Below are 26,423 nucleotides of genomic sequence, written 5' to 3'. Positions count from 1 at the left end.
CTGAGAAGGCCGGTTTTTTTATGCGCGGGAAATGACCCTGTGGCCACTGGTGTTCAGTGGCTGGAGGGCTGTTGTGGCGAGTGGGTATGTTGTGGTGAGTGAGTATGTTGTGGCGAGCGGGCTTGCCCCGCGTTGGGCTGCGAAGCAGCCCCAATTAGACCGCCGCGATTCATCTGGCGAACCGCGTTGCCTGGTTCTGGGGCCGCTGCGCAGCCCAACGCGGGGCGAGCCCGCTCGCCACAGTAAGCCCGCTCGCCACAACAGCGCTCGGGCAAGCCTCAGTCGTTGAAGTCTTCCCAGCCGCCCATCTGCTTCCAGCGGTTGACGATGCCGCAGAACAGCTCGGCCGTCTTCTCGGTGTCGTAGCGAGCCGAGTGGGCTTCACGCCCGTCAAAGTCGATACCGGCTGCCTGACAGGCTTTCGCCAGTACGGTCTGGCCATACGCCAGGCCCGCGAGGGTAGCAGTGTCGAAGCTGGAGAACGGGTGAAACGGGTTGCGCTTCATGTCCAACCGCGTCACGGCAGCATTCAGGAAGCCCAAGTCGAAGCTGCTGTTGTGGCCGACCAGGATCGCGCGTTTGCAGCCATTGGCCTTCAACGCCTTGCGCACACCGCGGAAGATATCGGTCAGCGCCGCTTCTTCACTCACCGCCATGCGCAGCGGGTGGTCGAGCTTGATCCCGGTGAACTCCAAAGCGGCTGCTTCAATGTTCGCGCCTTCGAACGGCTCGACACGAAAGAAGTGGGTGTGCTCCGGAAACACGAAACCCTGCTCGTCCATGCCGATGGTGGTCGCGGCAATTTCCAGCAAGGCGTCGGTAGCGCAGTTGAAGCCGCCGGTTTCTACGTCGATGACCACCGGCAGATAGCCGCGAAACCGCTCGGCCATCGGGTGACGGGAACCGCCACCACTGTGCTCGTGTTCGTCATCGTAATGGTCTTCACTCACTTGCTTTCCTCCAGCAGGCGCCAGCGCAGTGTTTCACCGGCGCGCAGCGGGATAACAGTCAGCTCGCCAAACGGCAGGCTGACAGGGGCGGTCCAGTCTTCACGAACCAGGGTAATGCGGTCGGTATTCGCCGGCAGGCCGTAGAAACGCGGGCCATTGAGGCTGGCGAAGCCTTCAAGTTTGTCCAGGGCATTGCGCTGTTCGAACGCTTCGGCGTACAGCTCGATCGCCGCATACGCGGTGTAGCAACCGGCACAGCCACACGCGGCTTCTTTGGCGTGTTGGGCATGCGGCGCGGAGTCGGTGCCGAGGAAGAACTTCGGGCTGCCGCTGGTCGCGGCGTCCAGCAAGGCCACTTGGTGAGTGTTGCGCTTGAGGATCGGCAGGCAATAGAAGTGCGGCCGAATCCCGCCCACCAGCATGTGGTTGCGGTTGTAGAGCAGGTGATGCGCGGTGATGGTCGCACCGACATTGGCCGAAGCCTCGGTCACAAACTGCACGGCGTCGGCGGTGGTGATGTGTTCAAACACCACTTTCAGCGTCGGGAACAGCTCGACCACACGGCGCATATGCTCGTCGATGAAGATCTTCTCGCGATCAAACACGTCGACATCGCCACGGGTGACTTCACCGTGAATCAGCAGCGGCATACCGACTTCAGCCATGGCTTCGATGGCCGGCAGGATCTTGTCGATACTGGTCACGCCGGAGTCGGAGTTGGTGGTCGCGCCGGCCGGGTACAGCTTGGCGGCGTGCACGAAACCAGTCGCTTTGGCGGCGCGAATTTCGTCAGGCTGGGTGCGATCAGTGAGGTAGAGCACCATCAACGGTTCGAATCGGCTGCCGGCCGGCCGTGCAGCGAGGATGCGCTGGCGATAGGCGTCGGCTTCAGCGGCATTACGCACCGGAGGTACCAGGTTAGGCATGATGATGGCGCGGCCAAACGTGCGCGCTACATCGGCCACAGTTTGGGGTAACGCAGCACCATCGCGAAGATGAATATGCCAGTCGTCGGGACGCAGCAGGGTCAGGCGGTCGGACATTGGGGATTCCAGGCGGGTCAATCTGGTGGGAATGCTACCGGAAAAGACTCTTGCAGGCACTCGCTATCAAGTTTTGCAGGACGCTACCGATATCCCTGGGTATGCCTTAACGACGTATGACGCTTTGAAGTGTTGTAGAAACCAGTGGAGCCTCCCGTGCGCCAGCATTATCTAGCCCTGCTCAGTGTGTTTGCCAGCCTGCCTGCGATGGCCCTCACGTTCCAGACACGTCTGGAGAATATTGAGTGGAAGGTGGAAGGCGATCAGTTCGAGTGCCGACTCACCCAACCGATCACCGATTTCGGCTCGGGTGAGTTCGTGCGCCGGGCCGGCGAGCAAGCGACGTTTCGCCTGAAAGCCTACAACGGCGCGCTGGGTGCGGGCTCGGCGACCTTGTTGGCCGCCGCTGCGCCCTGGCAGCCGGGCCGTGGTGACATCAACCTTGGCGCCGTGCGTGTCGGCAGTGGCGACGTATTGTTCAACAGCTCCCAGGCCCAGGCCGGGCGGCTGTTCACCGGTTTGCTGGAAGGGCGTAGCCCGACCGTGCGGCATTACGGGCGCGAGGGCGGCTACTCGGAAATTCGTCTGTTGCCGGTCAAGTTCAACAAGGCCTACAACGACTACCAACTGTGCACCACAAAGCTGTTGCCGATGAATTACGACCAGGTCAAACAGACCGAAGTTGGCTTCCCCGGTGGCGGTATTGAACTGGACGCGGCCGCGAAGAAGAAGCTGGACGTGATTCTGGCGTTCATGAAAGCCGACCCTACCGTCAACCATATCGAGTTGAATGGCCATTCGGACAACAGCGGCAATCGCCTGACCAACCGTGACGTCTCGCGCCGCCGAGCCCTGGCAGTCACAGACTACTTCAAGGCCAATGGCATCCCCGAATCGCAGATCACCATGCGTTTTCACGGTGAAAGCTACCCACTGGCGCCCAACACGAATGCCGCCAACCGGGCGCGCAATCGCCGCGTGAATATCCAGCTGGAACGCGTGGCAGCCCCCGAGAAACCGGCACCGCAGGCCACTGCACCGAGCAACCCGGCACACACGTCTTAAGGTGCGACCCTTGGTCGCCCGTTCGACATAATCTGTCGCTTTATCTTCATTTGCTGTCGCGCCTCTGTAAATTCACGGTTTTGGTCGGTAGAATCGACGCCTTTCCGTACAACCCCGTGGAGTGATGGCATGGCCGACGTAAACAAGGTCGTTCTCGCGTATTCCGGCGGCCTGGACACTTCGGTGATCCTCAAGTGGCTGCAGGATACTTATAACTGTGAAGTGGTGACCTTCACCGCTGACCTGGGTCAGGGCGAAGAGGTCGAACCTGCACGTGCCAAGGCGCAAGCCATGGGCGTGAAAGAGATCTACATTGACGACCTGCGCGAAGAATTCGTCCGCGATTTCGTCTTCCCGATGTTTCGCGCCAACACAGTCTACGAAGGCGAGTACCTGCTGGGTACTTCCATCGCACGTCCGCTGATCGCCAAACGCCTGATCGAAATTGCCAACGAAACCGGCGCCGACGCCATTTCCCATGGCGCGACCGGCAAGGGCAACGATCAGGTGCGCTTCGAACTGGGCGCCTACGCGCTCAAACCAGGCGTGAAAGTGATTGCTCCGTGGCGTGAGTGGGACCTTTTGTCCCGTGAAAAGCTGATGGATTACGCTGAAAAGCACGCGATCCCGATCGAGCGTCATGGCAAGAAGAAGTCCCCCTACTCGATGGACGCCAACCTGCTGCACATCTCCTATGAAGGCGGCGTGCTGGAAGACACCTGGACCGAGCACGAAGAAGACATGTGGAAATGGACCGTCTCCCCGGAGAACGCTCCTGACAAGCCGCAATACTTGGAACTGACCTACCGCAACGGCGACATCGTCGCGCTGGACGGCGTCGAAATGACCCCGGCCACCGTGCTGGCGACCCTGAACCGTATCGGTGGCGAACACGGTATCGGCCGTCTCGACATCGTCGAGAACCGTTACGTGGGCATGAAGTCCCGTGGCTGCTACGAAACCCCAGGCGGCACCATCATGCTGCGCGCTCACCGCGCCATCGAGTCCATCACCCTGGACCGTGAAGTGGCTCACCTCAAAGACGAGCTGATGCCCAAGTACGCCAGCCTGATCTACACCGGCTACTGGTGGAGCCCTGAGCGTCTGATGCTGCAACAGATGATCGATGCCTCCCAGGCCCACGTGAACGGCGTTGTGCGCCTGAAGCTGTACAAGGGCAACGTGATCGTCACCGGCCGCAAGTCCGATGAATCGCTGTTCGACGCCAACATTGCTACCTTTGAAGAAGACGGCGGCGCCTACAACCAGGCGGATGCTGCGGGCTTCATCAAGTTGAACGCACTGCGCATGCGCATTGCTGCCAACAAGGGTCGCACGCTGTTCTGAGTGATCTGCGCTGTTAAGAATGGCCCCTGTTAAGGGGCCATTTTTTTTGTCTGCCCATTAAGTCGCGGGCCTTGAACCGAACACAATGTTTAAAAACTCAGGGGAATGTTTAAGTTTTGTCGGATATGAAAGTTGATGGGTTTATTTTTTTAGGTCGAATTCAACTTTTGCGTTGTTGAATGAATTTTTAACACCTGCCTAGGAACTATGTCTTACAGAAAATTCACTACACAAGTAAGAAAAGTATGTAAGACGCGGAAAGTTCTGTAGGAAACAGGGGTGTAAATGAATATGTTCAAAGGAACTAATGCAGGCGGTTTTTTTGCGTCTGCTCATTCGCTTGTGGGTGATGAGCAATGGGTATTTCCTGAAAGTCCTGTGCGGCACGTTTACCTTGAAGCCCTTGTGCGGCGGTTATTTCACTCAAAACATGTCAGTCCCCGGAAAGGTCTGAAAGGCTCCGTAAAGCCCAAACTGTCCGAGTTAATGTTTTTTTGTAGGTTAATTCCTATATCGCTGTGGGGTGGGTCTCTGCTTGCTGTTGCTTGGGGGGTAATGCTATGCCAACTAGGAAACGACTACGCTATTGTGCTTGCTCTAAATAATTCGAACAGCGAAATTGGACTTTCTCATGAATAAAGTGCTGATCGTGGATGATCATCCCGTCATTCGTCTTGCTGTGCGCATGCTAATGGAGCGTCATGGTTATGAAGTCGTTGCCGAGACTGATAACGGTGTCGATGCGTTGCAACTTGCACGGGAACATGTACCGGACATTGTCATACTGGATATCGGGATTCCCAAACTCGATGGGCTGGAAGTTATTTGCCGCCTGGCGTCTGCCAAGCAGCCCGCGCCTTTCAAGGTGTTGGTACTGACGTCCCAGGCGCCCGGGCATTTTTCCATGCGCTGCATGCAGGCGGGAGCGGCGGGCTACGTGTGCAAGCAGCAGGACCTGACCGAGTTGCTGAGCGCGATAAAGGCCGTGCTCTCCGGCTACAGCTATTTCCCCAACCAGGCGCTCAACTCCGTGCGTTCAACTATGGGCAACGCCAGCGAAGCGGACATGGTCGAGCGCTTGTCGGGGCGCGAAATGATGGTGCTGCAGCAGTTGGCCCGTGGCAAAACCAACAAGGAAATCGCCGACGGCATGTTCCTGAGCAACAAGACCGTCAGTACCTACAAGACTCGCCTGTTGCTCAAGCTCAATGCCCGGTCCCTGGTGGACCTGATCGAGTTGGCTCAACGCAACGGCCTGGTCTAGCGCGGGGCGCAGAAATAGTCGGCAAAAAAAAGCCTCCATCAGGGAGGCTTCCGGTCGTGAACGGGCTGATCAGAGGTCGAAATCGTAATCGGCCAGTTGTTTTTGCAAGCGTCGCTCTTCCAGAAGGTTATCGATAGTGCGGCGTTTGCTCAAATTGGTCTTGGCCACCTCTACAACAGGTGCGTCCCCATCGTCATCCGACTCTGCAACAAGGTCGTCTTCTACATCCAGTTGTTCTTTGCCAGTGCTCATAAGGTTCACTCCAGGCTAAGACTGCCATTGGCGCTCCTTATAACGATAATCCATGAACGGGTAAAAAAGATTTTTTCAATCGACTGATCGAGAAAACCAATGATCGCTCAATCGTCGGACGTCTTGTCCTTGTATTCGCACAGGTCTTCGATACGGCAGCTCCCGCAGCGAGGCTTGCGGGCCTGGCAGACGTAACGTCCATGAAGGATCAACCAGTGGTGGGAATCGAGAAGATAGGGCTTGGGCACGAACTTCATCAGCTGTTTTTCCACCTCAACGACGTTTTTGCCGCGAGCGATGCCGGTGCGGTTGCTGACGCGAAAAATATGCGTGTCCACCGCCATGGTCAGTTGCCGAAACGCCGTGTTGAGCACCACGTTGGCCGTCTTGCGACCCACACCCGGCAGCGCTTCAAGGGCTTCGCGAGTCTGCGGCACTTCGCTGCCATGCAGTTCGACGAGCAGGCGGCAGGTCTCGATGACATTCTTGGCCTTGCTGTTGTACAAACCGATGGTCTTGATGTACTCCGACAACCCGTCCACACCCAGTGCGTAAATAGCCTCCGGCGTATTGGCCACCGGGTACAGCTTGGCTGTGGCCTTGTTCACGCCAACGTCCGTGGATTGGGCCGACAGAATCACCGCAATCAGCAACTCGAATGGCGACGAGTAGGCCAGTTCGGTTTTGGGCTCAGGATTGTCTTCGTGAAACCTGCGGAAAATTTCCAGGCGTTTTGCGGCGTTCATGGGGCGGGTGTTTCCTTGCAGGCTGTCGTCGTAGTTTCAAAAGTGCAGGCGTTGCAGGATAAACCATCGCCACCTTGCCCGGCAGCACCTCTCTCGGATCAATCGCCGGTATGCGCGTCCACTTGGCGCTGCGCTTGCTCCAACGTGTGTTGTGCGGCTTTCAGCTCATCCGCGGTGGTGTGCGGTTGGCGTTGCAACCTGCTGACGTCTGCGCGCGCGTAAGCCAAGGCGGTTTTCAGCTGGCGCAGTTGAGTGTCGATGGGGCGTTTTTCCACACGCTGCAACTCAGGTCTTGGCTGTTCACTGACAGCCTCGGCGTCATGCAGGGTTTGCTCTGCGGTGGCCAGCGCGGCACTCAAGGTTGCCAATTGCTGCTCGTCAGCATTGCGGTCCTGGGCCTTCTTCAATTCGGCGCGGCGCATCGCCAGCTGGATTTTCGCGCGCTTGAGTTCAGGATCTTTGGCGGTCGGCGGTGGAGGCGAACTGTTCGCCTCCAGTGCGCTGAGCGCCTGCTCTGCCGCTTCGAACTGCTGCTGCAGGACTATCAGCTGCGACTGTTGCTCAAACGTCGGCGGATGACCAAATGCCTTCAAGGATTTATGCAACTGGGCGCGACTCATCGCCACGGTGATTTTGGCTTTCTTGACCGCTGCATCCTGGGCTGCCTGAACACTGTCGGTGTGCACAGGCACACTGGGTGCCGGGCGTTTGGCTCGCGCCAGGCGCTCGGCGAGTTTATGTGCATCTTCGCGCTGCAGCCGCGCGTTGCGTTGCTCATAGCGCCGTCGCGCCCGGTCGCGCTTGAGGGCACGCGCATGGCGCTGCTGATCATTGGCAGCCAGGCCGCCAACAATCGGCAGCACGCTCGTGGCTGGACGCATCTCAATGCAATCGACAGGGCAGGGCGCCACACACAGGTCGCACCCGGTGCACTCATCAATGATCACGGTGTGCATCAACTTGGCGGCGCCGACAATCGCATCCACCGGGCAAGCCTGGATGCATTTGGTGCAGCCGATGCACTCGGCCTCGCGAATATAGGCGACCTGGGCGGAAGCCTCGCCTCGGCTGGTGTCCAGTTCCAGCACTGGCACGCGCAGCAACTGCGCAAGGCCGGCGATGGTTTCCTGCCCACCGGGCGGGCACTTGTTGATTGCCTCGCCCTGAGCGATGCCCTCGGCGTAAGGCTTGCAGCCAGGGTGCCCGCATTTGCCGCATTGGGTCTGCGGCAGCAGCGCGTCGATACGTTGGATCAGAGTCATGGGGTGATCATTGGCATGCCGGTTAGACAAACAGGGCCTGTAGTGGCGAGCCCGCTGGTTGTGGGTGTCGGCTTTTTTGTGGCGAGCGGGCTTGCCCCGCGTTGGGCTGCGAAGCGGCCCCACCAAGGCCACCGGGTTTCCACAGGTAGAACCGGGTGCTTGGTTTAGGGGCCGCTACGCGCCCCAACGCGGGGCAAGCCCGCTCGCCACAATAAGCCCGCTCGCCACAATAAGCCTGCTTGCCACAACAAGGCTGCGCGCCACATCGTTTTACTTGATCCGTTGACCCGGTTTGGCACCGCTATCAGGGCTCAACAGGTAGATCTCTTCACCGCCAGGGCCCGCCGCCATCACCATGCCTTCGGAAATACCGAACTTCATTTTCCGTGGCTTGAGGTTGGCAATCATCATGGTCAGGCGACCATCGAGCTTGGACGGGTCCGGGTAAGCGCTCTTGATCCCGGAGAACACGTTGCGTTGCTCATCACCGATGTCCAGGGTCAGGCGCAGCAGCTTGTCGGCACCCTCCACGGCTTCGGCCTTGATGATCAGCGCAACGCGCAGGTCAACGGCGGCAAAAGCATCGAAGTCGATTTCCGGGGAGAGCGGGTCTTTGGCCAACTCGCCATTGCCGGCCGGTGCCGATTCGCCGGTGTCGGTCTGGCTGGCGACCAGGTCTTCTTTCGAAGCATCGGTCATCGCCTGCACCTTGACGGGGTCGATACGGGTCATCAGCGGCTTGAACTCGTTCAACTGATGGTTGCTGAGCAAGGTGGCGTGGTCGTTCCAGGTCAGCGGCGCGACATTCAGGAACGCCTCGGCGTCAGCGGCCAGCAATGGCAACACCGGCTTGAGGAAGATCACCAGCTGGCGGAACAGGTTGACGCCCGTGGCGCAGATCGCCTGGACTTCAGCTTGCTTGCCTTCCTGCTTGTTCAGCGACCACGGCGCCTTGTCGGCGATCCAAGCGTTGGCACGGTCGGCCAGGCCCATGATTTCGCGCATCGCGCGGGCAAAGTCACGCGCTTCATAGGCGTCGGCAATGCTTGGCGCGGCGGCCAGGAAGGCCTCGGTCAGTTCCGGTGCGGCGTTCTCGGCCACCAACAAACCGCCATTACCCTTATGGATAAACCCGGCGCAACGGCTGGCGATGTTGACGACTTTGCCCACCAGGTCCGAGTTGACCTTCTGTACGAAGTCTTCCAGGTTCAGGTCGAGGTCATCGACGCCACGGCCCAGCTTGGAGGCGTAGTAGTAGCGCAGGTATTCCGGCGACAGGTGGTCCAGGTAGGTGCGCGCCTTGATAAAGGTGCCACGGGACTTGGACATCTTCTGGCCGTTGACCGTCAGGTAGCCGTGCACGGCGATGCCGGTTGGCTTGCGGTAGCCCGACCCTTCAAGCATCGCCGGCCAGAACAGGGCGTGGAAGTTGACGATGTCCTTGCCGATGAAGTGATACAGCTCGGCGGTGGAATCCTTGGCCCAGAACGCATCGAAGTCCAGCTCCGGCGTGCGGTCGCACAGGTTCTTGAAGCTGGCCATGTAACCGATTGGCGCGTCCAGCCACACATAGAAGTACTTGCCCGGCTCGTCCGGGATCTCGAAGCCGAAATACGGCGCATCGCGGGAGATGTCCCACTGCTGCAGGCCGGCATCCAGCCATTCGGCGATCTTGTTGGCCACGGCGTCTTGCAGGGTGCCGCTGCGCGTCCAGGTTTGCAGCATCTGCTGAAAGTCCGGGAGCTTGAAGAAGAAGTGCTGGGAATCCTTGAGCACCGGAATGGCGCCAGAGATGGCCGAGCGCGGGTTCTTCAGGTCAGTCGGTGCATAAGTGGCACCGCACTTCTCGCAGTTGTCGCCGTACTGGTCTTCAGTGCCGCATTTCGGGCAGGTGCCCTTGATGAAGCGGTCGGCCAGGAACATTTTCTTTTCCGGGTCGAAATATTGCGTGATCGAACGCGTGGCAATGTGCCCGGCGTCGCGCAAGCGCGTGTAGATCAGGCTCGACAGCTCGCGGTTTTCGTCGGAGTGGGTCGAGTGGAAATTGTCGAAATCAACCAGGAACTCGGCAAAGTCGGCGCTGTGTTCAGCCTGCACATTGGCGATCAGTTGTTCCGGGGTGATCCCTTCCTTTTCGGCGCGCAACATGATGGCCGATCCGTGGGCGTCGTCTGCGCAGACATAAATGCATTGATTGCCGCGATGCTTCTGGAAGCGCACCCACATATCGGTCTGGATGTACTCAAGCATATGGCCAAGATGGATAGAACCATTGGCATAGGGCAGGGCGCTGGTGACGAGGATCTTGCGTGGCTCGGACATGGGGCTCGGCTACTTGATGAAACGGAGGTCGGCCACTATAAAGCGCCGGGAAATATATTTCACCCCGTGGCGCTGTTTCTGAATCTTCCCGGGGGGCGAAAGCATGCCGCTTGGCGGCTGGAACGGTTAGGATAGCCGCCTGTTTCAGTCAGTCTTTTTTCGGGAGTAGCCCATGAGCGCCGTCAATCGCGCAGCGGTGGAAGCCGTTCTTCGCCAATACACCGACCCCTATTTGAACCAGGACCCGGTCAGCGCCGGCTGTGTACGCGCCATCGACGTGCAGGGCGACCAGGTCTCGGTCCAGATGGAGCTGGGTTATGCCGCCGGCCTGTTCAAGAGCGGTTGGGCGCAGATGCTGCAAATGGCCATCGAGGGTCTCGACGGTGTGCGTTCGGCCAAGCTCGACATCCAGTGCGTGATCGCCGCGCACAAGGCCCAGGCGCAGGTTCCAGGCTTGGCCAACGTCAAGAACGTGGTCGCCGTGGCATCCGGCAAGGGCGGCGTGGGCAAATCCACCACGGCCGCCAACCTCGCCCTGGCGCTGGCCCGCGAGGGAGCCCGCGTTGGCATTCTTGACGCCGACATTTATGGCCCAAGCCAAGGCGTGATGTTCGGTATCGCCGAAGGCATCCGGCCCAAGGTCAAGGATCAGAAGTGGTTCGTGCCGATTGAATCGATGGGCGTCGAGGTCATGTCCATGGCCTTCCTCACCGATGACAACACGCCGATGGTGTGGCGCGGGCCGATGGTGTCCGGCGCCTTGCTGCAGTTGGTCACCCAGACCGCCTGGGGCGACCTGGATTACCTGGTGATCGACATGCCGCCAGGCACCGGCGACATTCAGCTGACCCTGGCGCAGAAAGTCCCGGTGGCCGGCTCGGTGATCGTGACCACGCCCCAGGATCTGGCGCTGCTGGATGCGAGAAAAGGCGTCGAGATGTTCCGCAAGGTCAACATCCCGGTGCTGGGCGTCGTGGAAAACATGGCGGTGCACATCTGCTCCAATTGCGGGCATGCCGAGCACCTGTTTGGCGAAGGCGGCGGCGAGAAGCTGGCGACCCAGTATGGTGTTGAGCTGTTGGCGTCGTTGCCGCTGGCGATGGAGATTCGTGAACAGGCTGACGGCGGCAAGCCCACCGTGGCGGCTGAGCCCGATGGGCAGATCGCTATGATCTATCAGGAGTTGGCCCGTCATGTAGGCGCGCGCATTGTCCTGCAGGAAGCGGCTGCGCCGGCAATGCCGACGATTACCGTCAGCGACGACTGATCAGCCTGAAGGAAAAGAAGCCTCGACAGTGTCGGGGCTTTTTCTTGTCCGCAGGAAGGTCAACTGGGTGCTGTTGCGCTTTTACGCATTTGCGCGTGTAAGCATTCGCTTACTTTTTCGTAAGTGTTTGGGTTTTTTACCGGGCGTGGACATCTCGAAATGGCGAGAGACTTTTTTATCTTGTTGAAATATAACAATTATTTATTGTCGTTTTAGCGATGAAGCTATTCAACCCAACCGTTGGATCCCGTTGAACTTCCCTTGGAACTCTCTAACATCAGCCCTGTGTCCACGGATTGACACAGCCATCAAGGAACGATGGTTGAAGGAACGTCGCAGGATGCGATTCATCAGGATGATGAAAAAGGAATACAGGGACTAGGGAAAAAATGTGGGCGGGTCATACCGCCCCTTTTTTTGCCTGTAGAAAAGTAAAACCCGCCCCGCAGAAACGCAAAAAGGCCCGCAAGGGGCCTTTTTTATTGGGCGACGGCGCTTCAGCGCTCGAGGTCTGCAATCTTGCCCTTTTTGCCATCCCACTCCGCGGCATCCGGCATCGGATCCTTGCGTTCGGTGATATTGGGCCAGATTTCCGCCAATTCGACGTTCAACTGAATAAATTCCTGCATCTCTGCCGGGACTTCGTCCTCGGAGAAAATAGCGACGGCCGGGCATTCTGGTTCACACAGGGCGCAGTCGATGCACTCATCCGGATGGATAACCAGGAAGTTCGGGCCTTCGTAGAAGCAGTCCACCGGACACACTTCGACGCAGTCGGTGTACTTGCACTTGATGCAGTTGTCGGTAACGACGAAGGTCATTTCTAATTCTCTCCTCAGGCGGCGGCAGCGAAACCCCTTGTGGTGGGGCTCGCGAGGTTCGGGAGCGATAGTCTGCAGGCCAGGCTAAAAGCCCGCAGCATCCCAAACCGCGCGAGATTCTATCAGCTTGCAAGCGTCTGCGTTATATCCGAACTTGCAGTGCATATAACATTTCTAGCGCTTTACGCGGGGTCAGGCCGTCCAGGTCAAGCTTGGCCAGTTCATCCAGCACCGGGTGAGGCAGGCTGGCGAACATATCGCTCTGGTGCGGCGCGGCCGGTTTGCTGCTGGCTTTTTTCGGGCTTGCCACCACGGTTTCATGGGGCAAGGCCGTGGTTTCCAGGCGGCTGAGGTGCTCGCGAGCGCGGGTGATCACATCTCCTGGTACACCGGCCAACTGCGCCACGGCCAGGCCGTAACTCTGGCTTGCCGGCCCTGGAAGCACGTGGTGCAGAAACACGATACGTTCGTTGTGCTCAGTGGCATTGAGATGCACGTTGGCCACCAGCGGCTCGCTTTCCGGCAGCACGGTCAGCTCGAAATAGTGCGTGGCGAACAATGTATAGGCGCGCAAATGCGCCAATCGCTCGGCCGCCGCCCAGGCCAGCGACAGCCCGTCGAAGGTGCTGGTGCCGCGGCCGACTTCGTCCATCAGAACCAGGCTGCGTTCGGTCGCGTTGTGGAGGATGTTGGCGGTTTCGCTCATTTCCACCATAAAGGTCGAACGGCCACCGGCCAGGTCATCGCTGGAACCGATCCGCGTGAAAATGCGGTCGACCAGCGACAGCTCGCAACTGGCCGCCGGCACAAAGCTGCCGATATGCGCCAGCAGCACGATCAACGCGGTCTGACGCATGTAGGTGGATTTACCGCCCATGTTCGGACCGGTGATCACCAGCATGCGGGTGTCGTCATCCAGCGACAGGTCGTTGGCGACGAACGGCGTGGTCAACACCTGCTCCACCACCGGGTGACGCCCCTGCACGATGCGCATGCACGGCTCGCTGACAAACCGCGGGCAGTTCAAGTCAAGGTTCAGCGCGCGCTCGGCGAGGTTGCTCAATACATCCAGTTCCGCCAGGGCCGCGGCGGTGTCCTGCAGCGGCGCCAGACGGCTGATCAAGTCTTCGAGCAGGGCTTCATAGAGCATTTTCTCGCGCGCCAGGGCGCGGCTCTTGGCCGACAGCGCCTTGTCTTCAAATTCTTTGAGCTCCGGCGTGATGAAACGCTCGGCACCTTTGAGCGTTTGGCGACGCTGATAGTCGATTGGCGCCGACTCGGCCTGCTTGCTCGGCAACTCAATAAAGTAGCCATGCACGCGGTTGTAACCGACCTTCAAATTGGCCAGGCCGGTACGGGCCTTTTCGCGAGCTTCCAGGTCGATCAGGAATTGCCCGGCGTTTTCGCTCAGCGATTGCAGTTCATCCAGCTCGGTGTCGTAACCGGTTTTCAGCACGCCGCCGTCACGGATGATCGCCGGCGGGTTGTCGATGATGGCTTTTTCCAACAGCGCCGCGAGGTCCGGGTAAGTGCCGGCCGTCACGGCCAGTTGTTGCAGGTGCGGCGTGTCGAGGTGGGCCATCGCCGCTTGCAACTGCGGCAGCGCGCTCAAGGCATCGCGCAGACGCGCCAGGTCACGCGGCCGCGCGTTACGCAGGCCGATCCGCGCCAGGATGCGCTCGATATCGCCGATTTCCTTCAACTGCGGCTGCAGCGTTTCAAAGCGATAGCCATCCAGCAGGCAGGTAATAGAGGTTTGGCGCGCTTGCAGCACGCTCAGGTCGCGCAGCGGCCGGTTCAGCCAGCGGGTCAGCAAGCGGCTGCCCATGGCGGTCTGGCAACGGTCGACCACCGATTGCAGCGTGTTGTCGCGGCCACCGGCCAGGTTGGTGTCCAACTCGAGGTTGCGACGGCTGGCGCCATCAAGCACCACGGTGTCGTCCAGGCGCTCATGGCGCAGGCTGCGCAAATGCGGCAGGGCGGTGCGCTGGGTTTCCTTGGCATAACCAAGCAGGCAACCGGCGGCGCCGATGGCCAGGGTGAGGGTTTCGCAGCCGAAGCCTTTGAGGTCTTGCACCGAGAACTGCTGGCACAGACTTTTCAGCGCCGAATCACGCTCAAAATCCCACGGCGCACGACGCTTGGTCCCACGACGCTTTTCTGCCGGCAAGTCCTTCGGCCAATCATCCGGAATCAACAACTCCACCGGGTTGATGCGCTCAAGCTCCGCCAGCAGGTTCTCCCAGCCCTTGATTTCCAGCACGCTGAAATTGCCGCTGGTGATATCCAGCACCGACAGGCCGAACAAACGCTCATCGCCCAGCACCGCCGCGATCAGGTTGTCACGACGCTCGTCCAGCAACGCCTCATCACTCACCGTGCCCGGCGTAATAATGCGCACCACCTGACGTTCCACCGGCCCTTTGCTGGTCGCCGGGTCGCCGATCTGCTCACAGATCACCACCGACTCGCCCAGCTTCACCAGCTTGACCAGGTAGCCTTCCAACGAGTGGTAAGGGATCCCACACATCGGAATCGACTGACCCGCCGACTGCCCGCGCGCGGTCAAGGTGATGTCCAGCAACTTGGCGGCTTTCTTCGCATCTTCGTAGAAGATCTCGTAGAAGTCGCCCATGCGATAGAACATCAACTGATCAGGGTGCTGGTTTTTCAGACGCCAGTACTGTTGCATCATCGGCGTATGGGAGGACAGATCGGAGGTGTTTTTACTCATTGGATAGTAGGCAAATTCGTTGAAAGTGATGGGGCAAAGGGGGCGCTTGGTCCAGTGTCGATCAGTTGCGCAGCGCGTACTTCCAAACGACGCAGGCCGAATGTGGGAGCTGTCGAGCCTTAGCGAGGCTGCGAAGGGATCGCCGCGCTGTACCTGCAGGCCGCAGCCCCTGCATCGCTGAAGTTCGAAAGCTCAACATCGTGCCCAATCGGGGGCGCTTAACTAAACGGCATCGGGCGCTTGGCCCAGCATTTGTTGCGATGGGCGCAAGGTTAACACGTGAAGTCGGCGCTTCGCAGGTCGCAAACGGCCAGGTAAAACACAAAAAAGGGCAGCGCCTTTATATAAGCGCCGCCCTTTTTACTGTCGCCCCTTAATGATGGTTGACGGGCGAATCCAACATCTTCGCTACATCATCAACCACCGCTTTCACCATCTCCTGCAGATAATGCGACGCCCAGGCGTAACGGTCCGTCTCCCTGGTCATCGCCGCATCTTCTGCGAGCTGCTTGGCAACGTGTAGGAGGTCGGAGGCTTGGTGCAAGGCTTCGTGCAGGGCAACACCGCAGTTGACGCGCAATAGCGGTTGGTCGGAGTGGAAGGAGAAGGGGGTGACGCCGAGGGTGGTCAGATCTTGCGCAGCGTTCATAAACCACCTCCGAGCACGGAGGAAATGAACCGGGAAGGGTGACGCCGTTTGGTGCGGTAAACGTAGAAGCGCATAGTGAAAATTCCTTGATTTGAGGAACTGCCACGAACCTTCTCACAGGTTTGGGTGGCAGCTGTGCGCAGGGTGAGAAACCGGCAATCAAGGAAACCGGTAGACCCGAAGGTCTCCCACGCACACCCACCATAAAACGATACCGCAGACGAAAAAAACGCCGCGATAGGGTTCTTGGGCGCTTTGCGCCTTGATTTGCTCGGGTTCTCACACCCGGTCGCTTAATTTGCAGCGACTGGGGGTAGCGTGATGGAGGGGTGGGTGCAACTGGGAATGAGGCTTTGAATACAGTATGAAAGGCTATTTTTTGGGATTCAGCTAACAAAAAGCCCGGTGCTAGGCCGGGCTTCTAATAAATATCTGTGAGTCAGGCTCTCTTCGCTTCTGCCTTCGTCATTATAAGATTCTGTTGCTTCGTCGCCTCAGTCAGAACCTCACTGTAAATGCGCTTTTTCTGATCGGATTTTGCGTCACGAATAAAGTCGGCAAAGGAGCTTTTCACACCTTTGGACAAGCCCAGTTTGATCGAAATCATCGATGCGCTCCTAATGGTGGCCCGAGACAGGCCTCTAGATCGGCCCGTGTATGCTGCTCAGGGATATGGTAGTCAATCTTATCCACACCCGCTTTGTAAAGTCGTCCAGAATTGTCGATGTGCTTGATGAGCAAATCCACATGAACGTCGCCCCCATACTCTAGCTTAAGGGCGTTCACTACGTCACGTGCAGCAAAATACTGCTCGATGAAATGCTCTTTACGAATTCTTCTGCCTTCGGCCTCCTCACGAGCTTTCACAAAATCCCAAGCGAGCATGGGGTTTTGGTACACATACAAGATCTGTACGAATCTTCCCTTTTTCAATGAGCGTTCAATATTTCTTCTTGCGACCTTGAAGTTCGAAAGCGTGCCATCGAGAAGAAAAGACTGACGTTGGTCCAAGGCGTGGTCGATTATTTTTTCGACCAGAACAGATACGCCTCGTTGGAAAAGCCATGAATTTGCCCCCTGATAGGCGGCAAACTCTTTGCGAAGTTCATCAGGATCGATTCGCAAAATGGAAGCGTCAGCGAATAGATTCACAAGAGCGATTGAAGCCTCTGTTTTTCCCGCGCCAGGTGATCCTGCCATGAAGACGGACACTGGCGACTCCTCCGGCGGATAGATGGCTCTGTCTGCCACGCGTCTGGCAATTGACTTCTTATTTGAGCGAGCAAAGCGCAATGCTTCTTCTGAAATCTCAATCTCTGCAGGCGTCATCCTGCCAGTATCGAGACACGCGGTCTGTTCAATCAAACATCCCCATCGGTAGCAGCGGTGTGTAAGAGACTATCACGCGGTTGAAGACTCGCTACTCGACGAAAACCCCCTAATGCATTCTTGTTTATGCGTTAAATATGTAAATTAGCATTTGCCAACCCCCCAATCCCCCGTCATTATCCGCGTTATGCAAAAACGCAACGTTTCTATCGTCTTAAGAGAACTGCTGGACCGCGACCGGATCTCCCCCACGGAGCTTCACCGGCGTACCGGCGTGCCTCAATCCACACTCTCGCGGATCCTCAGCGGCAAGATCGTTGATCCGTCGGACAAGCATATCTCGCGCATCGCCGAGTACTTTCGCGTCAGCACCGACCACTTGCGCGGGCGCGCGGCGGCGGGGGTTTTGCGCGATGACGGGCGCGACCCGATGCATTCGGAACTCAAGGACATAAGCCTGTGGGATGACGACACACCCGTTAATGATGACGAGGTGTCGATCCCCTTTCTGCGCGAGGTTGAATTGGCTGCTGGATCAGGAAGATTCGTCATCGAGGAAAGCGAGAAGGCCAGCTTGCGGTTCGGCAAGCGCAGCCTGCGGCATAACGGTGTGCAGTTCGACCAGGCCAAGTGCGTGACGGTGCGCGGCAACAGTATGTTGCCGGTGCTGCGCGACGGCGCTACGGTCGGGGTGAACGCAGGCAAGAGTGGCATTGGCGACATCGTCGATGGCGACTTGTATGCCATCAACCACAATGGCCAGTTGCGGGTGAAACAGCTCTACCGCCTGCCTTCCGGGATTCGTCTGCGCAGTTTCAATCGCGATGAGCACCCGGATGAGGACTACAGTTTCCAGGATATCCAGGATGAGCAGATCAGCATCCTCGGCCATGTATTCTGGTGGGGCATGTACGCCCGTTAACCTCCTTACGTAAGACAAAGCCCGCCAGTGCGCGGGCTTTTTTTCGTCTGCAAAGAACCGGCAAACCCTTCACCCGCAAGGCTGAAAATGCATCCGTGCATTTCTCGCAGAAAAATAAATGCATTTGTGCATTGACTGTATATGCATGCGTGCATATTCTTCATCTCAAGCCAGCCAACAAGGTGGTGGAGGCGGCAAGGATGCTGCCAAGGAAGACAAGGAAGGCACGCAACATCGGCAAGGACGCCATCGAAGCGATGGCAGGGATGCCAGGCAACACCGGCAAGGATGCCGACGCTCTTTAGTTTCAACGCTTCAAAAACAGGCAGCGATGAACCGGCCTAATAACGGTTCAGAGGGTTGGCAACTGACCCGGGTGTGCAGCGTAAAGCACCAGAAGCAGTTATCCGGCAGACAGGGATCGTGGTCGGAAAAACATCTTAGGAAAGGTCCGTACCGCGCCAGTAGCGCCGAAAGACCGAATCTGGACCGCATTACTGAAAAGCCCGGGCGACCGGGCTTTTTGGAATGCCTACCTATCGAAGCATTTGTAAATGAAAAACGGACTATCTATTGCTCAGCCAGGAGGCGTGACATGACAAATGAACAGCAAGCGTTAGCGGAAATGCCTATCTGGCTGGTCATCGTATTGGCAGTGATCGGCGGGGTATCCGGCGAAATGTGGCGCGCCGACAAAGAGGGCGCACGGGGTTGGTCGCTGATCCGCCGTCTGGCCCTGCGCTCCGGGGCCTGCATGGTGTGCGGCGTTTCAGCGCTGATGCTGTGCTACGCCGCCGGCATGTCGATCTGGACAGCCGGCGCCATCGGTTGCCTGACTGCCATGGCCGGTGCCGATGTAGCCATCGGCCTGTATGAGCGGTGGGCCGCCAAGCGCATCGGGATCAACGAAAACTCCCGTCAGGACCCGCAGTAACTGTTGCAAGGACGCTACTTAAAATGACGCTCATCGAAAAGCCCTCTCAACTGCCCCTCGCCATTGGCGAAGCGCTAAAAGCGGCCTTCCCGGACTTGAAGGTCGGCAATCACCAAGACTTTAACGGCGCCGGGGAAAAAACCGGCGTACTGATTACTGTCGAGGGCAATGGCCCCGGCATTCGCTCTCGCGAAGGGCGCAAGGCTCACGCGTTGACCCTTGCGCTCAAGGCCATGGTTGCGCCCGGGGCATTGCCATTTGATGCCTGCGACCTGGCCAGCCAACTTATGGACCTGGTGCTGGATAACCGCTGGAAGCTGCCGCAGGCACAGTGTGATTTGCCGATGAATATCGTCGCCGCGCCGTCTGTGCGCACCACGGCGGAAACGGACTACGACACCTGGACCGTTTCCTTCACCCAAACCCTTTACTTGGGACCTGTATTACTCACCGATCCCACAGGCCAACCGCTGTTCGCCCGCACCTGGGAAGTCTCGAACATCAACGACCCCGATCAATATAAACCACTGGCGGAGTAGCCCATGTTCGACGCGCTGTTACGCATGCAATTGGGGCCGATCGTCGAGCGCCTGGTGGAAATGGAAACCCAGCTTGAAGACCTTTACCGACGTGCCGAAAGCTTCTGCCGCATTGGCGTGTGTCAGGAGGTCGACGCCGCCAGCAGTACCTGCAAGGTCAGCCACGGTGAGTTGCTCACGCCGGCCATCCGCTTTTTCAACCCCAGCGCCGGTGCACAGACTGAAACGCGCATTCCGTCCGTGGGCGAACAATGCCTGTTGCTCAACTACGGCGGCGGCGAAGGTGGCGGCCAGTCTGTGGCCTTGTTCGGCCTGAACAGTAGTCAGTTTCCGCCAGTCTCCAGCGTTGCCAGCTTGACCCGGCGCCGCCATCGGGACGGCACTCAAAGCGACTACGACGACGCCAGCCACACGTTCAACTGGGTCAACGGCCCCACCACATTTACCGGCTCCCGCGAACAGGTCGACATCAAGGTCGGCGCCGCCAGCCTGACCATGAGCGCCCAGGGCATCACCCTGCAAATCGGCGGCACCAGCCTGTTGCTCGATGCTGGCGGCGCACACTTCAGCGGCCCCGTGGTGGACCACCAAGGACGCGTCATCAGCCCCCGATAAGGACACCGCATGATCGGAATTGACAGGAACACCGGGGCAGCCGTCGATGACTGGCTGCAATTCGTGCAGCGCGCCACCCGAGCGCTGACCACCCCCGTGGGCACTCGCCAAAAACGCCCGCTGTACGGCTCGCAGATCCCGCAACTGCTCGGCCAGAACCTCGGCGACGACCTGCTGATCCTCGCCCAAAGCCACGCCGCCCAAGCGTTCTATAACGCGCAGAACGGCATCGGCGACTTCCAACCCCAGGTCATCGTCGCAACCCGCCAAGGCGCGGGCCTGCTGCTGCGCTTTGCCGGCACCTGGAAAAATCGCCAACAATCCTTTGAGGTCGTGACATGAGCATGCTGATCCCCGGCCAGAACCAACTGGCGGAACCGGCCATCATCGCGGTGGATGAGTTCGAACCGTTGCTGGCCGAATTCAAGGCGTTTGTTGTCGATTACGTCGCCACCCGAGCGCCGCAAAGTGCGGCCAAACTCAATGCCAGCCTCGACAATGAAAGCGAGCTGCTGACCTTGGCGCTGGAAGCGTTTTGTGTGCGGCTGCAAACCCACGAGCGCAAATACAACGCGCGCATCAAACAGATGCTGGCGTGGTGGGCCACGGGCAGTAACCTGGATGCACGCCTGGCTGATATGGGCCTGGAGCGCCAAGTGCTCGATCCCGGCGACCCGGCAGCGTTTCCGCCCGTGCCGCCAACATTGGAGAGCGATGACGACGCTCGCCTTCGTTACTACCTGGCGCCACATGCCCCGGCCGCGGGTTCGCGAATGCAGTATCGGCGTGAGGTGTTCACTCTAGGCGAGCGGCCGTCGGTGAAGGTGCAAAGCGCGACGCCGGGCGTGGTGACGGTCAGCTACACCTTTGACCCGGACGGCTATGCGGCCCAGGTCAAAGATGGCAACGGGCGTCGAACAGCGCCCGGCGAAGTCATGGTCACCGTGCTTTCCCGTGAGGGCGACGGCACGCCGTCCGCCGATTTACTTGACGGCGTTCGTCGCCATTTCGCACGGCCGGATGTGCGGCCGGAGACGGACCTAGTGAGCGTGCAAAGTGCGCAAATCCTGCCGTACAAAATCCGCGTGGTCGCCAAGATCAACGCCGGCCCGGATTCGGGGCTGACTCAAGTCGCTGCACAGAAACTGTTGCAGGACTACGCGGAGTCTTGTCACCGGCTGGAAGGGCGGGTGGATCCGAGCTGGATTGACTACGCGATTCACAGTGCCGGGGCTGCGCAACTGCAGATCCTTGAGCCCCTGGCGCCGATCATCAGCACCGCATTCCAGGCGCCGTATTGCACCGGGGTTGAAGTGGAGGTTCGTACGTTATGAGTGAGCGCAAACCGAGCCTGTTACCTGCTAACAGTTCGCCTTTGGAAAAAGCGCTGGATCAAGGTTTCGGTCAGTTACTCGAGCGAGTCACGCCACCTTTTCCCGAGTTGATGGACCCGACGCAAACCCCTGCCGATTTTTTACCGTATTTAGCGGCTGACCGAGGCGTAAACGAGTGGAGCGCTACCGCTGCGGAGGCCGAAAAGCGCGTAACAGTAAAGCTCGCCTGGCCAACCGCTCGACAGGCCGGTACCCGTACAGCACTCGAAAATGCTGCCAAAGGCCTGCAACTGATCCCCGAGGTGCGGGCCTGGTATGAGCAGTCGCCGCGAGGCAAGCCTTTCAGTTTTTCCATCAGGGCGTATTCCGAACTGCCGTACAGCGAAGAAATCGACGCGAGGCTAGATCGGCGTCTAGCAGAGGCCAAAAGCGAGCGCGACATTTTTACCGTTACGGTGGGCTTGAGCGCGTTTGGCAGCCACGCCATCGGTGCGGCAACCGTCTGCGGTGAGCTGACCACTATTTATCCGATTGTTATCCAGGGGCTCGAAGCGTCCGGCATGGCCTTTATGGCCGGCGGACTCTACACGGTCGAAACCGTCACTATTTATCCACAGGGGTCCTAAATGGCCGACTTTTATACCCTGCTGACCAATGCAGGGATTGCTTACGAAACTGCCTGTAAGGCAGCCGGCGTACCTATCAAACTCGCGCAAATTTCAGTCGGTGACGGCAATGGCGCTGTCTACAATCCCGACGCCACGGCAAAAGCGCTGAAGCGCGAAGTGTGGCGCGGGCCGTTGAACGCGCTGTTTCAGGATGAGAAAAATCCGAGCTGGTTGTTGGCCGAAGTGACGATTCCACCTGAGGTTGGTGGTTGGTATGTGCGCGAGGCCGGGCTTTGGACCGACACAGGGGTGCTTTACGCAATCGTTAAATACCCGGAGTCGTTCAAGCCGGTGCTGGCGATGTCCGGGTCTGGAAAAGAGTTTTATATCCGCTCGATTTTCGAGACCAGTAACGCGTCGTTGGTGACGTTGTTGATTGATGACACGGTGGTCAAGGCGACACGGGCTTGGGTGACCGGTTATGTGGCTGATGAGTTGGCCAAGCTGGATGCGAAACAGTCTGTGCGCGTGGCGACTACGGCAAATATCACCCTGAGCTCAGCGCAAATTATTGATGGTGTGGCGGTTGTGGCGGGCGATCGGGTTCTTGTTAAAAACCAGACTGCTGCGAAAGATAACGGGCTTTACGTTGTTACAAACAACGCGTGGGTTCGTACTAAAGATGCGGACTCGAGTGCCAAGGTAACATCGGCGATGACGGTATCGGTTGAGCTAGGTGCGACGCTCGCGGATACGATCTGGCAGTTGGTCACGGACGGGGGGATTGTCCTGGGGACTACGCCTTTGGCGTTTCAGAATGTGACGCAGGGATTTGCGCCGCTCAACTCGCCAGCATTTAAGGGCCTGGCAACGGCCGAGTCGGCACCACGATTCGATAGCTCTTCGCTGTTGGCGACAACTGAGTGGGCACGCCGCCTGGGTAAGCAATTTTCGGGCAGTACTGCTTTCAACGGTAACGGTTCGATTCTCGCGTCTTCCGTCGGTCAAGTGACCATGTTGTTTGGTGACGCGGCAAGCACCGTCAATCTTCCCTCTTCGGCAGACTTGCCCAACGGGGTGACTGTTACGGTCATTTGTTACAACACCGTTTCGGCGGCAATAACTCGGGCTGGGACTGATCTAATATACGGTGCGCAATCAGGACAGTCAGTTAGTGTAAAAAGCATACCGATGCTTTACGGGGATATTCTTGAGCTGACGTTGCTGAACAATGCTGCTGGTGCGGGAGCGTGGTACGTCAGCGGCGGTAATATGTTTGCAAGCGCAGTGGTTCCACAGTTTGATAACAGCCAGCGGTCTGCGTCCACTCAGTTCGTGCAACGGTCTTTGGGCAACCTAAGCGGCATTAGAATTTACGTTGAACCGGCCACAATCGAGGCCGAGGATTTTGGCCGCCTTGTGTTGGCGAACCCCGGTACTCCAATAACGTTAACCCTTCCGGTCGTTGGTGCCGGTCCGACGGGCTCAACGATCCATCTCCGAAACGTTGGTGGAGCACCTGTAACGGTAGTGCCTCCAGCTGGTGGCAGTATGTCTACCGTTGCCACGGTGCCGCTCGCGAGTATTGTCGTTAACGTCGGTGCATCCCTTGAAGCAACCGTACAGGGTACGAATTACTTTTGTGCTGGGTCGGCAACTTTAAAACATGTTTCTGACTTCACCGCCTCACTCAGTTATTCCGGCTACAAGAAAGAACCCAGTGGGTTGATCACCCAATGGGGGAGCACGGTTTCTTCCGGAACGCAGTCGGGAAACTGGTCCGTAACGCTGCCAATAACGTTCCCAACCGCCTGTCTAAGTGCATCCATTCTAGGAAACGGAGGGGCAACGACGTTCTCTGTTTTGCCAATGACGACTAACGCACTTATGGCCACCGCGATGAACTCTACGACGGGCGAGAAACTTTCAAATCTTGGTGGTTTTTTCATCGCCGTCGGGTACTGAATAAGGGGAATGGCATGTTTGCTTCAAAAGCTAATCGTGGTTTTTTTGACCCCGAAATTAATGATTTCATACCGGAAGACGCGGTAGAAATTTCCTTGGAAAGGCATGCCGAGCTGCTTGCTGGGCAATATGAGGGCAAGATCATTGCTTGGGGAGATGATGGCTTTCCTTTGCTCGTTGAACCACCACCTCCCAGTGACCAGGAGCTGACTGCCTCTGAGCGCACTTGGCGTGATATTCAATTGGCGGCTACTGACAGCGTGGTAGCTCGTCACCGGGATGAGCTTGAGGACGAGTCTAAAACCACACTCACCGCTGAGCAGTACTCCGCATTGCAAGCCTATCGTCGCGCCTTGCGCAAGTGGCCAGAGGCTGGCGAGTTTCCCTTGAGCGAGCACCGGCCCCCGGCGCCGACCTGGCTCTCAACGCTACTCCAATAAATGCCCCGCTCTGACGGGGCGTCTTCTTTTCTAGCTTTCACTTTTCGTTAACCCAACAAAAACCGCGCTGCGGTTTTTTTTATGCCCGGAGATCCACCTATGGCTAACCGCCAAACCTACACCGTCCTCATCCCATTCCCCATCGGAGGTGGCCACTGGTCCACCGCCGGCGAAGAACTGGAATTGCTCGACGTCGAAGCATCCGCCCTGCGCACCGCCGGCCGCCTGGAACTGACCAGCGTCCTCAACTCCACCCCCAAGAAGGCTGACTAACCATGGCTGAGGTTCTTAACTTCGAGCACAACGGCATCACCGTGAATGCCACCGAATCCCCCGAGGCCATGGGTGGCCCGGGCGATAACGTCATCGGCCTGGTCGGCACTGCGCCGAACGCCCACGCGTCGATCCCGAAAAACGCGCCGTTTCGCATCAACAGCTTCACCACCCAGGCGCTGCTGGACCCCACCGGCGCTGAGTCGGGCACGCTGTTCCAGGCCGTCTACCAGATCCTCAAAGTGGTGAAGGTGCCGGTCTACGTGGTGATCGTGGAGGAGGGCGCAACCCCGGCCGACACCCTCAACAATGTGATCGGCGGCAACGAGCCGACCACTGGCCGCAAACTGGGCCTGGCTGCCCTGAGCAGCGTCCCTGAAGACCTGACCATCATCGGCGCCCCTGGCTTCACCGGCACCAAAGCCGTGGCCGGTGAGTTCGCCGCCTTCGGCAAACGCATCAAGGCCCGTGTGGTACTGGATGGCAAGGATGCTTCGGTTGCTGACCAAGTGACCTACAGCGGCGAGCTGGGCGGGGCCGACCTCGGTTTCGACCGTTGCCTGCTGGTGCACAACATGCCGTCGGTGTACTCCAAGGCGGCGAAAAAGAACGTGTTCCTGTCGCCATCGTCGCTGGCCATCGCTGCACTGGCCAAGGTCAAGCAGTGGGAAAGCCCAGGCAACCAGGTGACGTTCGCCGAGGACGTTTCTCGCGTGGTCGAGTACAACATCCTCGACACCTCCACCGAAGGCGACCTGCTCAACCGCTACGGCGTGAGTTACTACGCACGCACCATCCTTGGCGGTTTTTCGCTGCTGGGTAACCGCTCCATCACCGGCAAGTTCATCAGCTACGTCGGCCTGGAAGATGCGATCAGCCGCAAGCTGGTCAAGGCCGGCCAGAAAGCCATGGCCAAGAACCTCACCAAGTCGTTCATGGACCAGGAGGTCAAGCGCATCAACGACTGGCTGCAAACCCTGGTCGCCGACGAAACTATCCCCGGCGGCAGCGTGTACCTGCACCCGGAGCTCAACAGTGTCGAGAAGTACAAGAACGGCACCTGGTTCATCGTCATCGACTACGGCCGCTATGCGCCGAATGAACACATGATTTACCAACTCAATGCCCGCGATGAAATCATCGAGCAGTTCCTGGAGGACGTTCTCTAATGTTTACCAACCGTGTAAGACAGGCCATTGCGGCCACCCTTCAAGGCCTGCCGTTGTCCGCTACCGTGGAGTCCTTCAGCCCGCCGAAAATCGAGTTCGAAATGGAACCCATGACCGGCGGCCGTTTCATTGCCGAAGAAATGGCCAAGAGCGGCAAGGTGCTGGGAGCGACTCTGGTGCTGCAAGGCGCGGGCCCGGAAATCATGCTGGCCCTGGGCTTGAAGCCGGGTGACGACATCCTGCTCAACGTGCGTGAAGCCGGTCAGGACCAAGACGGCAAGACCTTCTTCACCTACCACACCGTAGGTGGCAAGTTGAAGTCTTTGACCGAGGCGCCGCTGGCGATGAACACCAAGCCCACCACCACTCTGGAGCTGTCCTGCCGCACCTACAACCGTCTGGAAAACGGCATTCCGGTGATCGACATCGACGTGCGTACCCAGAAGTTCATGCTCAACGGTGTCGACATTCTCGGCGATGCGCGCCGCGCTGTGCTGATGCCTTAAGGGCTACCGTGACCTGAAGTGAGCACAGTCAATGTGGGAGCCGGGCTTGCCCGCGATGCAGGCGACT

At 58.5% G+C, this 26,423-nt stretch carries 29 protein-coding genes; 18 read left to right on the top strand and 11 right to left on the bottom strand.

The features are described 5' to 3' along the window. Positions 1-278 precede the first annotated feature (278 nt). Both rnt and pyrC read right to left on the bottom strand, forming a co-directional pair. Complete coding sequence (gene rnt, locus L8K08_RS03840; RefSeq protein WP_017137041.1) at positions 279-950, bottom strand: ribonuclease T; 672 nt, start codon at positions 948-950, stop codon at positions 279-281. Next, positions 947-1,993, bottom strand: a complete 1,047-nt coding sequence (pyrC, locus tag L8K08_RS03835) for a dihydroorotase (RefSeq protein WP_242194408.1) — start codon at positions 1,991-1,993, stop codon at positions 947-949. Before pyrC ends, rnt begins: the two co-directional genes overlap by 4 nt. Before the next feature lie 156 nt (positions 1,994-2,149). On the opposite strand from pyrC, the gene L8K08_RS03830 reads away from it, so the two are divergent. From L8K08_RS03830 to L8K08_RS03815, 4 genes are all read left to right on the top strand, one after another. Next, a complete protein-coding gene (locus L8K08_RS03830) occupies positions 2,150-3,058 on the top strand; it encodes an OmpA family protein (RefSeq protein WP_242194407.1) in 909 nt (302 codons plus the stop codon). 129 nt (positions 3,059-3,187) lie between these two features. Next, positions 3,188-4,405 (top strand): argininosuccinate synthase, encoded by a 1,218-nt coding sequence (locus L8K08_RS03825; RefSeq protein WP_242194404.1) that lies wholly within the window; start codon positions 3,188-3,190, stop codon positions 4,403-4,405. 285 nt (positions 4,406-4,690) lie between these two features. Beyond that, positions 4,691-5,044: a hypothetical protein gene (locus L8K08_RS03820; protein WP_242194402.1), complete on the top strand. Its 354-nt coding sequence runs from the start codon at positions 4,691-4,693 to the stop codon at positions 5,042-5,044. Further along, positions 5,037-5,669 (top strand): response regulator transcription factor, encoded by a 633-nt coding sequence (locus L8K08_RS03815; RefSeq protein ID WP_106577265.1) that lies wholly within the window; start codon positions 5,037-5,039, stop codon positions 5,667-5,669. Before L8K08_RS03820 ends, L8K08_RS03815 begins: the two co-directional genes overlap by 8 nt. 69 nt (positions 5,670-5,738) lie before the next feature. On the opposite strand, the gene L8K08_RS03810 is transcribed toward L8K08_RS03815, so the two are convergent. The 4 genes from L8K08_RS03810 to metG all read right to left on the bottom strand — a co-directional run bounded on the left by L8K08_RS03810 (position 5,739) and on the right by metG (position 10,251). Further along, complete coding sequence (locus tag L8K08_RS03810) at positions 5,739-5,921, bottom strand: hypothetical protein (protein ID WP_145161575.1); 183 nt, start codon at positions 5,919-5,921, stop codon at positions 5,739-5,741. Positions 5,922-6,028: 107 nt separating this feature from the next. Then, the gene (gene nth, locus L8K08_RS03805; protein WP_106577263.1) at positions 6,029-6,667 is read right to left on the bottom strand and encodes an endonuclease III; all 639 of its coding nucleotides are present in this window, start codon (positions 6,665-6,667) and stop codon (positions 6,029-6,031) included. 98 nt (positions 6,668-6,765) lie between these two features. Then, entirely contained in the window at positions 6,766-7,929 is a 1,164-nt protein-coding gene (gene rsxB / locus L8K08_RS03800) for an electron transport complex subunit RsxB (protein ID WP_242194399.1), read from the bottom strand. 270 nt (positions 7,930-8,199) lie between these two features. Further along, a complete protein-coding gene (gene metG, locus L8K08_RS03795; protein ID WP_145161581.1) occupies positions 8,200-10,251 on the bottom strand; it encodes a methionine--tRNA ligase in 2,052 nt (683 codons plus the stop codon). Positions 10,252-10,423: 172 nt separating this feature from the next. Between metG and apbC the strand changes: the two genes are divergently transcribed. After that, positions 10,424-11,518, top strand: coding sequence for an iron-sulfur cluster carrier protein ApbC (gene apbC, locus L8K08_RS03790; RefSeq protein ID WP_242194397.1), 1,095 nt, complete (start codon positions 10,424-10,426; stop codon positions 11,516-11,518). 497 nt (positions 11,519-12,015) lie between these two features. On the opposite strand, the gene fdxA is transcribed toward apbC, so the two are convergent. From fdxA to L8K08_RS03765, 5 genes are all read right to left on the bottom strand, one after another. Continuing rightward, a complete protein-coding gene (gene fdxA / locus L8K08_RS03785; RefSeq protein ID WP_003208688.1) occupies positions 12,016-12,339 on the bottom strand; it encodes a ferredoxin FdxA in 324 nt (107 codons plus the stop codon). A gap of 142 nt (positions 12,340-12,481) precedes the next feature. Continuing rightward, a complete protein-coding gene (mutS, locus tag L8K08_RS03780) occupies positions 12,482-15,073 on the bottom strand; it encodes a DNA mismatch repair protein MutS (RefSeq protein ID WP_242194395.1) in 2,592 nt (863 codons plus the stop codon). Between the two features lie 373 nt (positions 15,074-15,446). Then, a complete protein-coding gene (locus tag L8K08_RS03775; RefSeq protein ID WP_242194393.1) occupies positions 15,447-15,722 on the bottom strand; it encodes a DUF3077 domain-containing protein in 276 nt (91 codons plus the stop codon). 439 nt (positions 15,723-16,161) lie between these two features. Beyond that, complete coding sequence (locus L8K08_RS03770; protein WP_242194391.1) at positions 16,162-16,329, bottom strand: hypothetical protein; 168 nt, start codon at positions 16,327-16,329, stop codon at positions 16,162-16,164. After that, positions 16,326-17,051 (bottom strand): zeta toxin family protein, encoded by a 726-nt coding sequence (locus L8K08_RS03765; RefSeq protein ID WP_242195054.1) that lies wholly within the window; start codon positions 17,049-17,051, stop codon positions 16,326-16,328. Before L8K08_RS03765 ends, L8K08_RS03770 begins: the two co-directional genes overlap by 4 nt. 187 nt (positions 17,052-17,238) lie before the next feature. Here L8K08_RS03765 and L8K08_RS03760 point away from each other — a divergent pair, with 187 nt between their 5' ends. The 13 genes from L8K08_RS03760 (at position 17,239) to L8K08_RS03700 (ending at position 26,356) form a co-directional block, all read left to right on the top strand. Continuing rightward, entirely contained in the window at positions 17,239-17,973 is a 735-nt protein-coding gene (locus L8K08_RS03760) for an XRE family transcriptional regulator (protein WP_242194389.1), read from the top strand. Next, positions 17,952-18,278 (top strand): hypothetical protein, encoded by a 327-nt coding sequence (locus L8K08_RS03755; RefSeq protein ID WP_242194388.1) that lies wholly within the window; start codon positions 17,952-17,954, stop codon positions 18,276-18,278. Before L8K08_RS03760 ends, L8K08_RS03755 begins: the two co-directional genes overlap by 22 nt. A gap of 290 nt (positions 18,279-18,568) precedes the next feature. Continuing rightward, positions 18,569-18,907 (top strand): phage holin family protein, encoded by a 339-nt coding sequence (locus L8K08_RS03750; RefSeq protein ID WP_106577252.1) that lies wholly within the window; start codon positions 18,569-18,571, stop codon positions 18,905-18,907. Positions 18,908-18,930: 23 nt separating this feature from the next. Next, positions 18,931-19,446, top strand: coding sequence for a hypothetical protein (locus L8K08_RS03745; RefSeq protein ID WP_242194386.1), 516 nt, complete (start codon positions 18,931-18,933; stop codon positions 19,444-19,446). A 3-nt stretch (positions 19,447-19,449) separates the two neighbouring features. Further along, positions 19,450-20,061 carry a phage baseplate assembly protein V gene (locus L8K08_RS03740; protein WP_106577250.1) on the top strand — a complete coding sequence of 204 codons (612 nt, stop codon included), beginning with the start codon at positions 19,450-19,452 and terminating at the stop codon, positions 20,059-20,061. A 9-nt stretch (positions 20,062-20,070) separates the two neighbouring features. After that, positions 20,071-20,403 (top strand): phage baseplate protein, encoded by a 333-nt coding sequence (locus L8K08_RS03735; protein ID WP_106577249.1) that lies wholly within the window; start codon positions 20,071-20,073, stop codon positions 20,401-20,403. After that, positions 20,400-21,395, top strand: a complete 996-nt coding sequence (locus L8K08_RS03730) for a baseplate J/gp47 family protein (RefSeq protein WP_242194384.1) — start codon at positions 20,400-20,402, stop codon at positions 21,393-21,395. Before L8K08_RS03735 ends, L8K08_RS03730 begins: the two co-directional genes overlap by 4 nt. Next, positions 21,392-22,021 carry a phage tail protein I gene (locus L8K08_RS03725; protein WP_242194381.1) on the top strand — a complete coding sequence of 210 codons (630 nt, stop codon included), beginning with the start codon at positions 21,392-21,394 and terminating at the stop codon, positions 22,019-22,021. The genes L8K08_RS03730 and L8K08_RS03725 overlap by 4 nt, the downstream gene beginning before the upstream one ends. Further along, positions 22,022-23,968, top strand: a complete 1,947-nt coding sequence (locus L8K08_RS03720) for a phage tail protein (protein ID WP_242194378.1) — start codon at positions 22,022-22,024, stop codon at positions 23,966-23,968. Positions 23,969-23,982: 14 nt separating this feature from the next. Continuing rightward, positions 23,983-24,408, top strand: a complete 426-nt coding sequence (locus L8K08_RS03715; RefSeq protein WP_242194376.1) for a tail fiber assembly protein — start codon at positions 23,983-23,985, stop codon at positions 24,406-24,408. Positions 24,409-24,507: 99 nt separating this feature from the next. Further along, a complete protein-coding gene (locus L8K08_RS03710; protein WP_177410080.1) occupies positions 24,508-24,681 on the top strand; it encodes a hypothetical protein in 174 nt (57 codons plus the stop codon). A gap of 2 nt (positions 24,682-24,683) precedes the next feature. Continuing rightward, a complete protein-coding gene (locus tag L8K08_RS03705; protein WP_242194374.1) occupies positions 24,684-25,850 on the top strand; it encodes a phage tail protein in 1,167 nt (388 codons plus the stop codon). Next, the gene (locus tag L8K08_RS03700; protein ID WP_242194372.1) at positions 25,850-26,356 is read left to right on the top strand and encodes a phage major tail tube protein; all 507 of its coding nucleotides are present in this window, start codon (positions 25,850-25,852) and stop codon (positions 26,354-26,356) included. Before L8K08_RS03705 ends, L8K08_RS03700 begins: the two co-directional genes overlap by 1 nt. Positions 26,357-26,423: the final 67 nt, after the last annotated feature.

The sequence above is a fragment of the Pseudomonas sp. TREG-RG-20F-10-E-6-01 genome, assembly GCF_022662455.1.
Classification (GTDB): domain Bacteria; phylum Pseudomonadota; class Gammaproteobacteria; order Pseudomonadales; family Pseudomonadaceae; genus Aquipseudomonas.
Note: the sequence above shows the minus strand (reverse complement) of the source record. Positions and strands in the feature narration are given on the sequence as shown.

Coding starts and splice junctions, on each gene's coding strand:
- nth (WP_106577263.1), bottom strand. CDS start 6,667: ATGAACGCCGCAAAACGCCTGGAAATTTTCCGCAGGTTTCACGAAGAC.
- L8K08_RS03765 (WP_242195054.1), bottom strand. CDS start 17,051: ATGACGCCTGCAGAGATTGAGATTTCAGAAGAAGCATTGCGCTTTGCT.
- L8K08_RS03825 (WP_242194404.1), top strand. CDS start 3,188: ATGGCCGACGTAAACAAGGTCGTTCTCGCGTATTCCGGCGGCCTGGAC.
- L8K08_RS03820 (WP_242194402.1), top strand. CDS start 4,691: ATGAATATGTTCAAAGGAACTAATGCAGGCGGTTTTTTTGCGTCTGCT.
- L8K08_RS03760 (WP_242194389.1), top strand. CDS start 17,239: ATGCAAAAACGCAACGTTTCTATCGTCTTAAGAGAACTGCTGGACCGC.
- L8K08_RS03740 (WP_106577250.1), top strand. CDS start 19,450: ATGTTCGACGCGCTGTTACGCATGCAATTGGGGCCGATCGTCGAGCGC.
- L8K08_RS03770 (WP_242194391.1), bottom strand. CDS start 16,329: ATGATTTCGATCAAACTGGGCTTGTCCAAAGGTGTGAAAAGCTCCTTT.
- L8K08_RS03775 (WP_242194393.1), bottom strand. CDS start 15,722: ATGAACGCTGCGCAAGATCTGACCACCCTCGGCGTCACCCCCTTCTCC.
- L8K08_RS03710 (WP_177410080.1), top strand. CDS start 24,508: ATGGCTAACCGCCAAACCTACACCGTCCTCATCCCATTCCCCATCGGA.
- metG (WP_145161581.1), bottom strand. CDS start 10,251: ATGTCCGAGCCACGCAAGATCCTCGTCACCAGCGCCCTGCCCTATGCC.
- apbC (WP_242194397.1), top strand. CDS start 10,424: ATGAGCGCCGTCAATCGCGCAGCGGTGGAAGCCGTTCTTCGCCAATAC.
- L8K08_RS03810 (WP_145161575.1), bottom strand. CDS start 5,921: ATGAGCACTGGCAAAGAACAACTGGATGTAGAAGACGACCTTGTTGCA.
- L8K08_RS03705 (WP_242194374.1), top strand. CDS start 24,684: ATGGCTGAGGTTCTTAACTTCGAGCACAACGGCATCACCGTGAATGCC.
- L8K08_RS03715 (WP_242194376.1), top strand. CDS start 23,983: ATGTTTGCTTCAAAAGCTAATCGTGGTTTTTTTGACCCCGAAATTAAT.
- L8K08_RS03745 (WP_242194386.1), top strand. CDS start 18,931: ATGACGCTCATCGAAAAGCCCTCTCAACTGCCCCTCGCCATTGGCGAA.
- L8K08_RS03700 (WP_242194372.1), top strand. CDS start 25,850: ATGTTTACCAACCGTGTAAGACAGGCCATTGCGGCCACCCTTCAAGGC.
- pyrC (WP_242194408.1), bottom strand. CDS start 1,993: ATGTCCGACCGCCTGACCCTGCTGCGTCCCGACGACTGGCATATTCAT.
- L8K08_RS03720 (WP_242194378.1), top strand. CDS start 22,022: ATGGCCGACTTTTATACCCTGCTGACCAATGCAGGGATTGCTTACGAA.
- L8K08_RS03735 (WP_106577249.1), top strand. CDS start 20,071: ATGATCGGAATTGACAGGAACACCGGGGCAGCCGTCGATGACTGGCTG.
- rsxB (WP_242194399.1), bottom strand. CDS start 7,929: ATGACTCTGATCCAACGTATCGACGCGCTGCTGCCGCAGACCCAATGC.
- L8K08_RS03725 (WP_242194381.1), top strand. CDS start 21,392: ATGAGTGAGCGCAAACCGAGCCTGTTACCTGCTAACAGTTCGCCTTTG.
- L8K08_RS03815 (WP_106577265.1), top strand. CDS start 5,037: ATGAATAAAGTGCTGATCGTGGATGATCATCCCGTCATTCGTCTTGCT.
- fdxA (WP_003208688.1), bottom strand. CDS start 12,339: ATGACCTTCGTCGTTACCGACAACTGCATCAAGTGCAAGTACACCGAC.
- L8K08_RS03730 (WP_242194384.1), top strand. CDS start 20,400: ATGAGCATGCTGATCCCCGGCCAGAACCAACTGGCGGAACCGGCCATC.
- L8K08_RS03750 (WP_106577252.1), top strand. CDS start 18,569: ATGACAAATGAACAGCAAGCGTTAGCGGAAATGCCTATCTGGCTGGTC.
- mutS (WP_242194395.1), bottom strand. CDS start 15,073: ATGAGTAAAAACACCTCCGATCTGTCCTCCCATACGCCGATGATGCAA.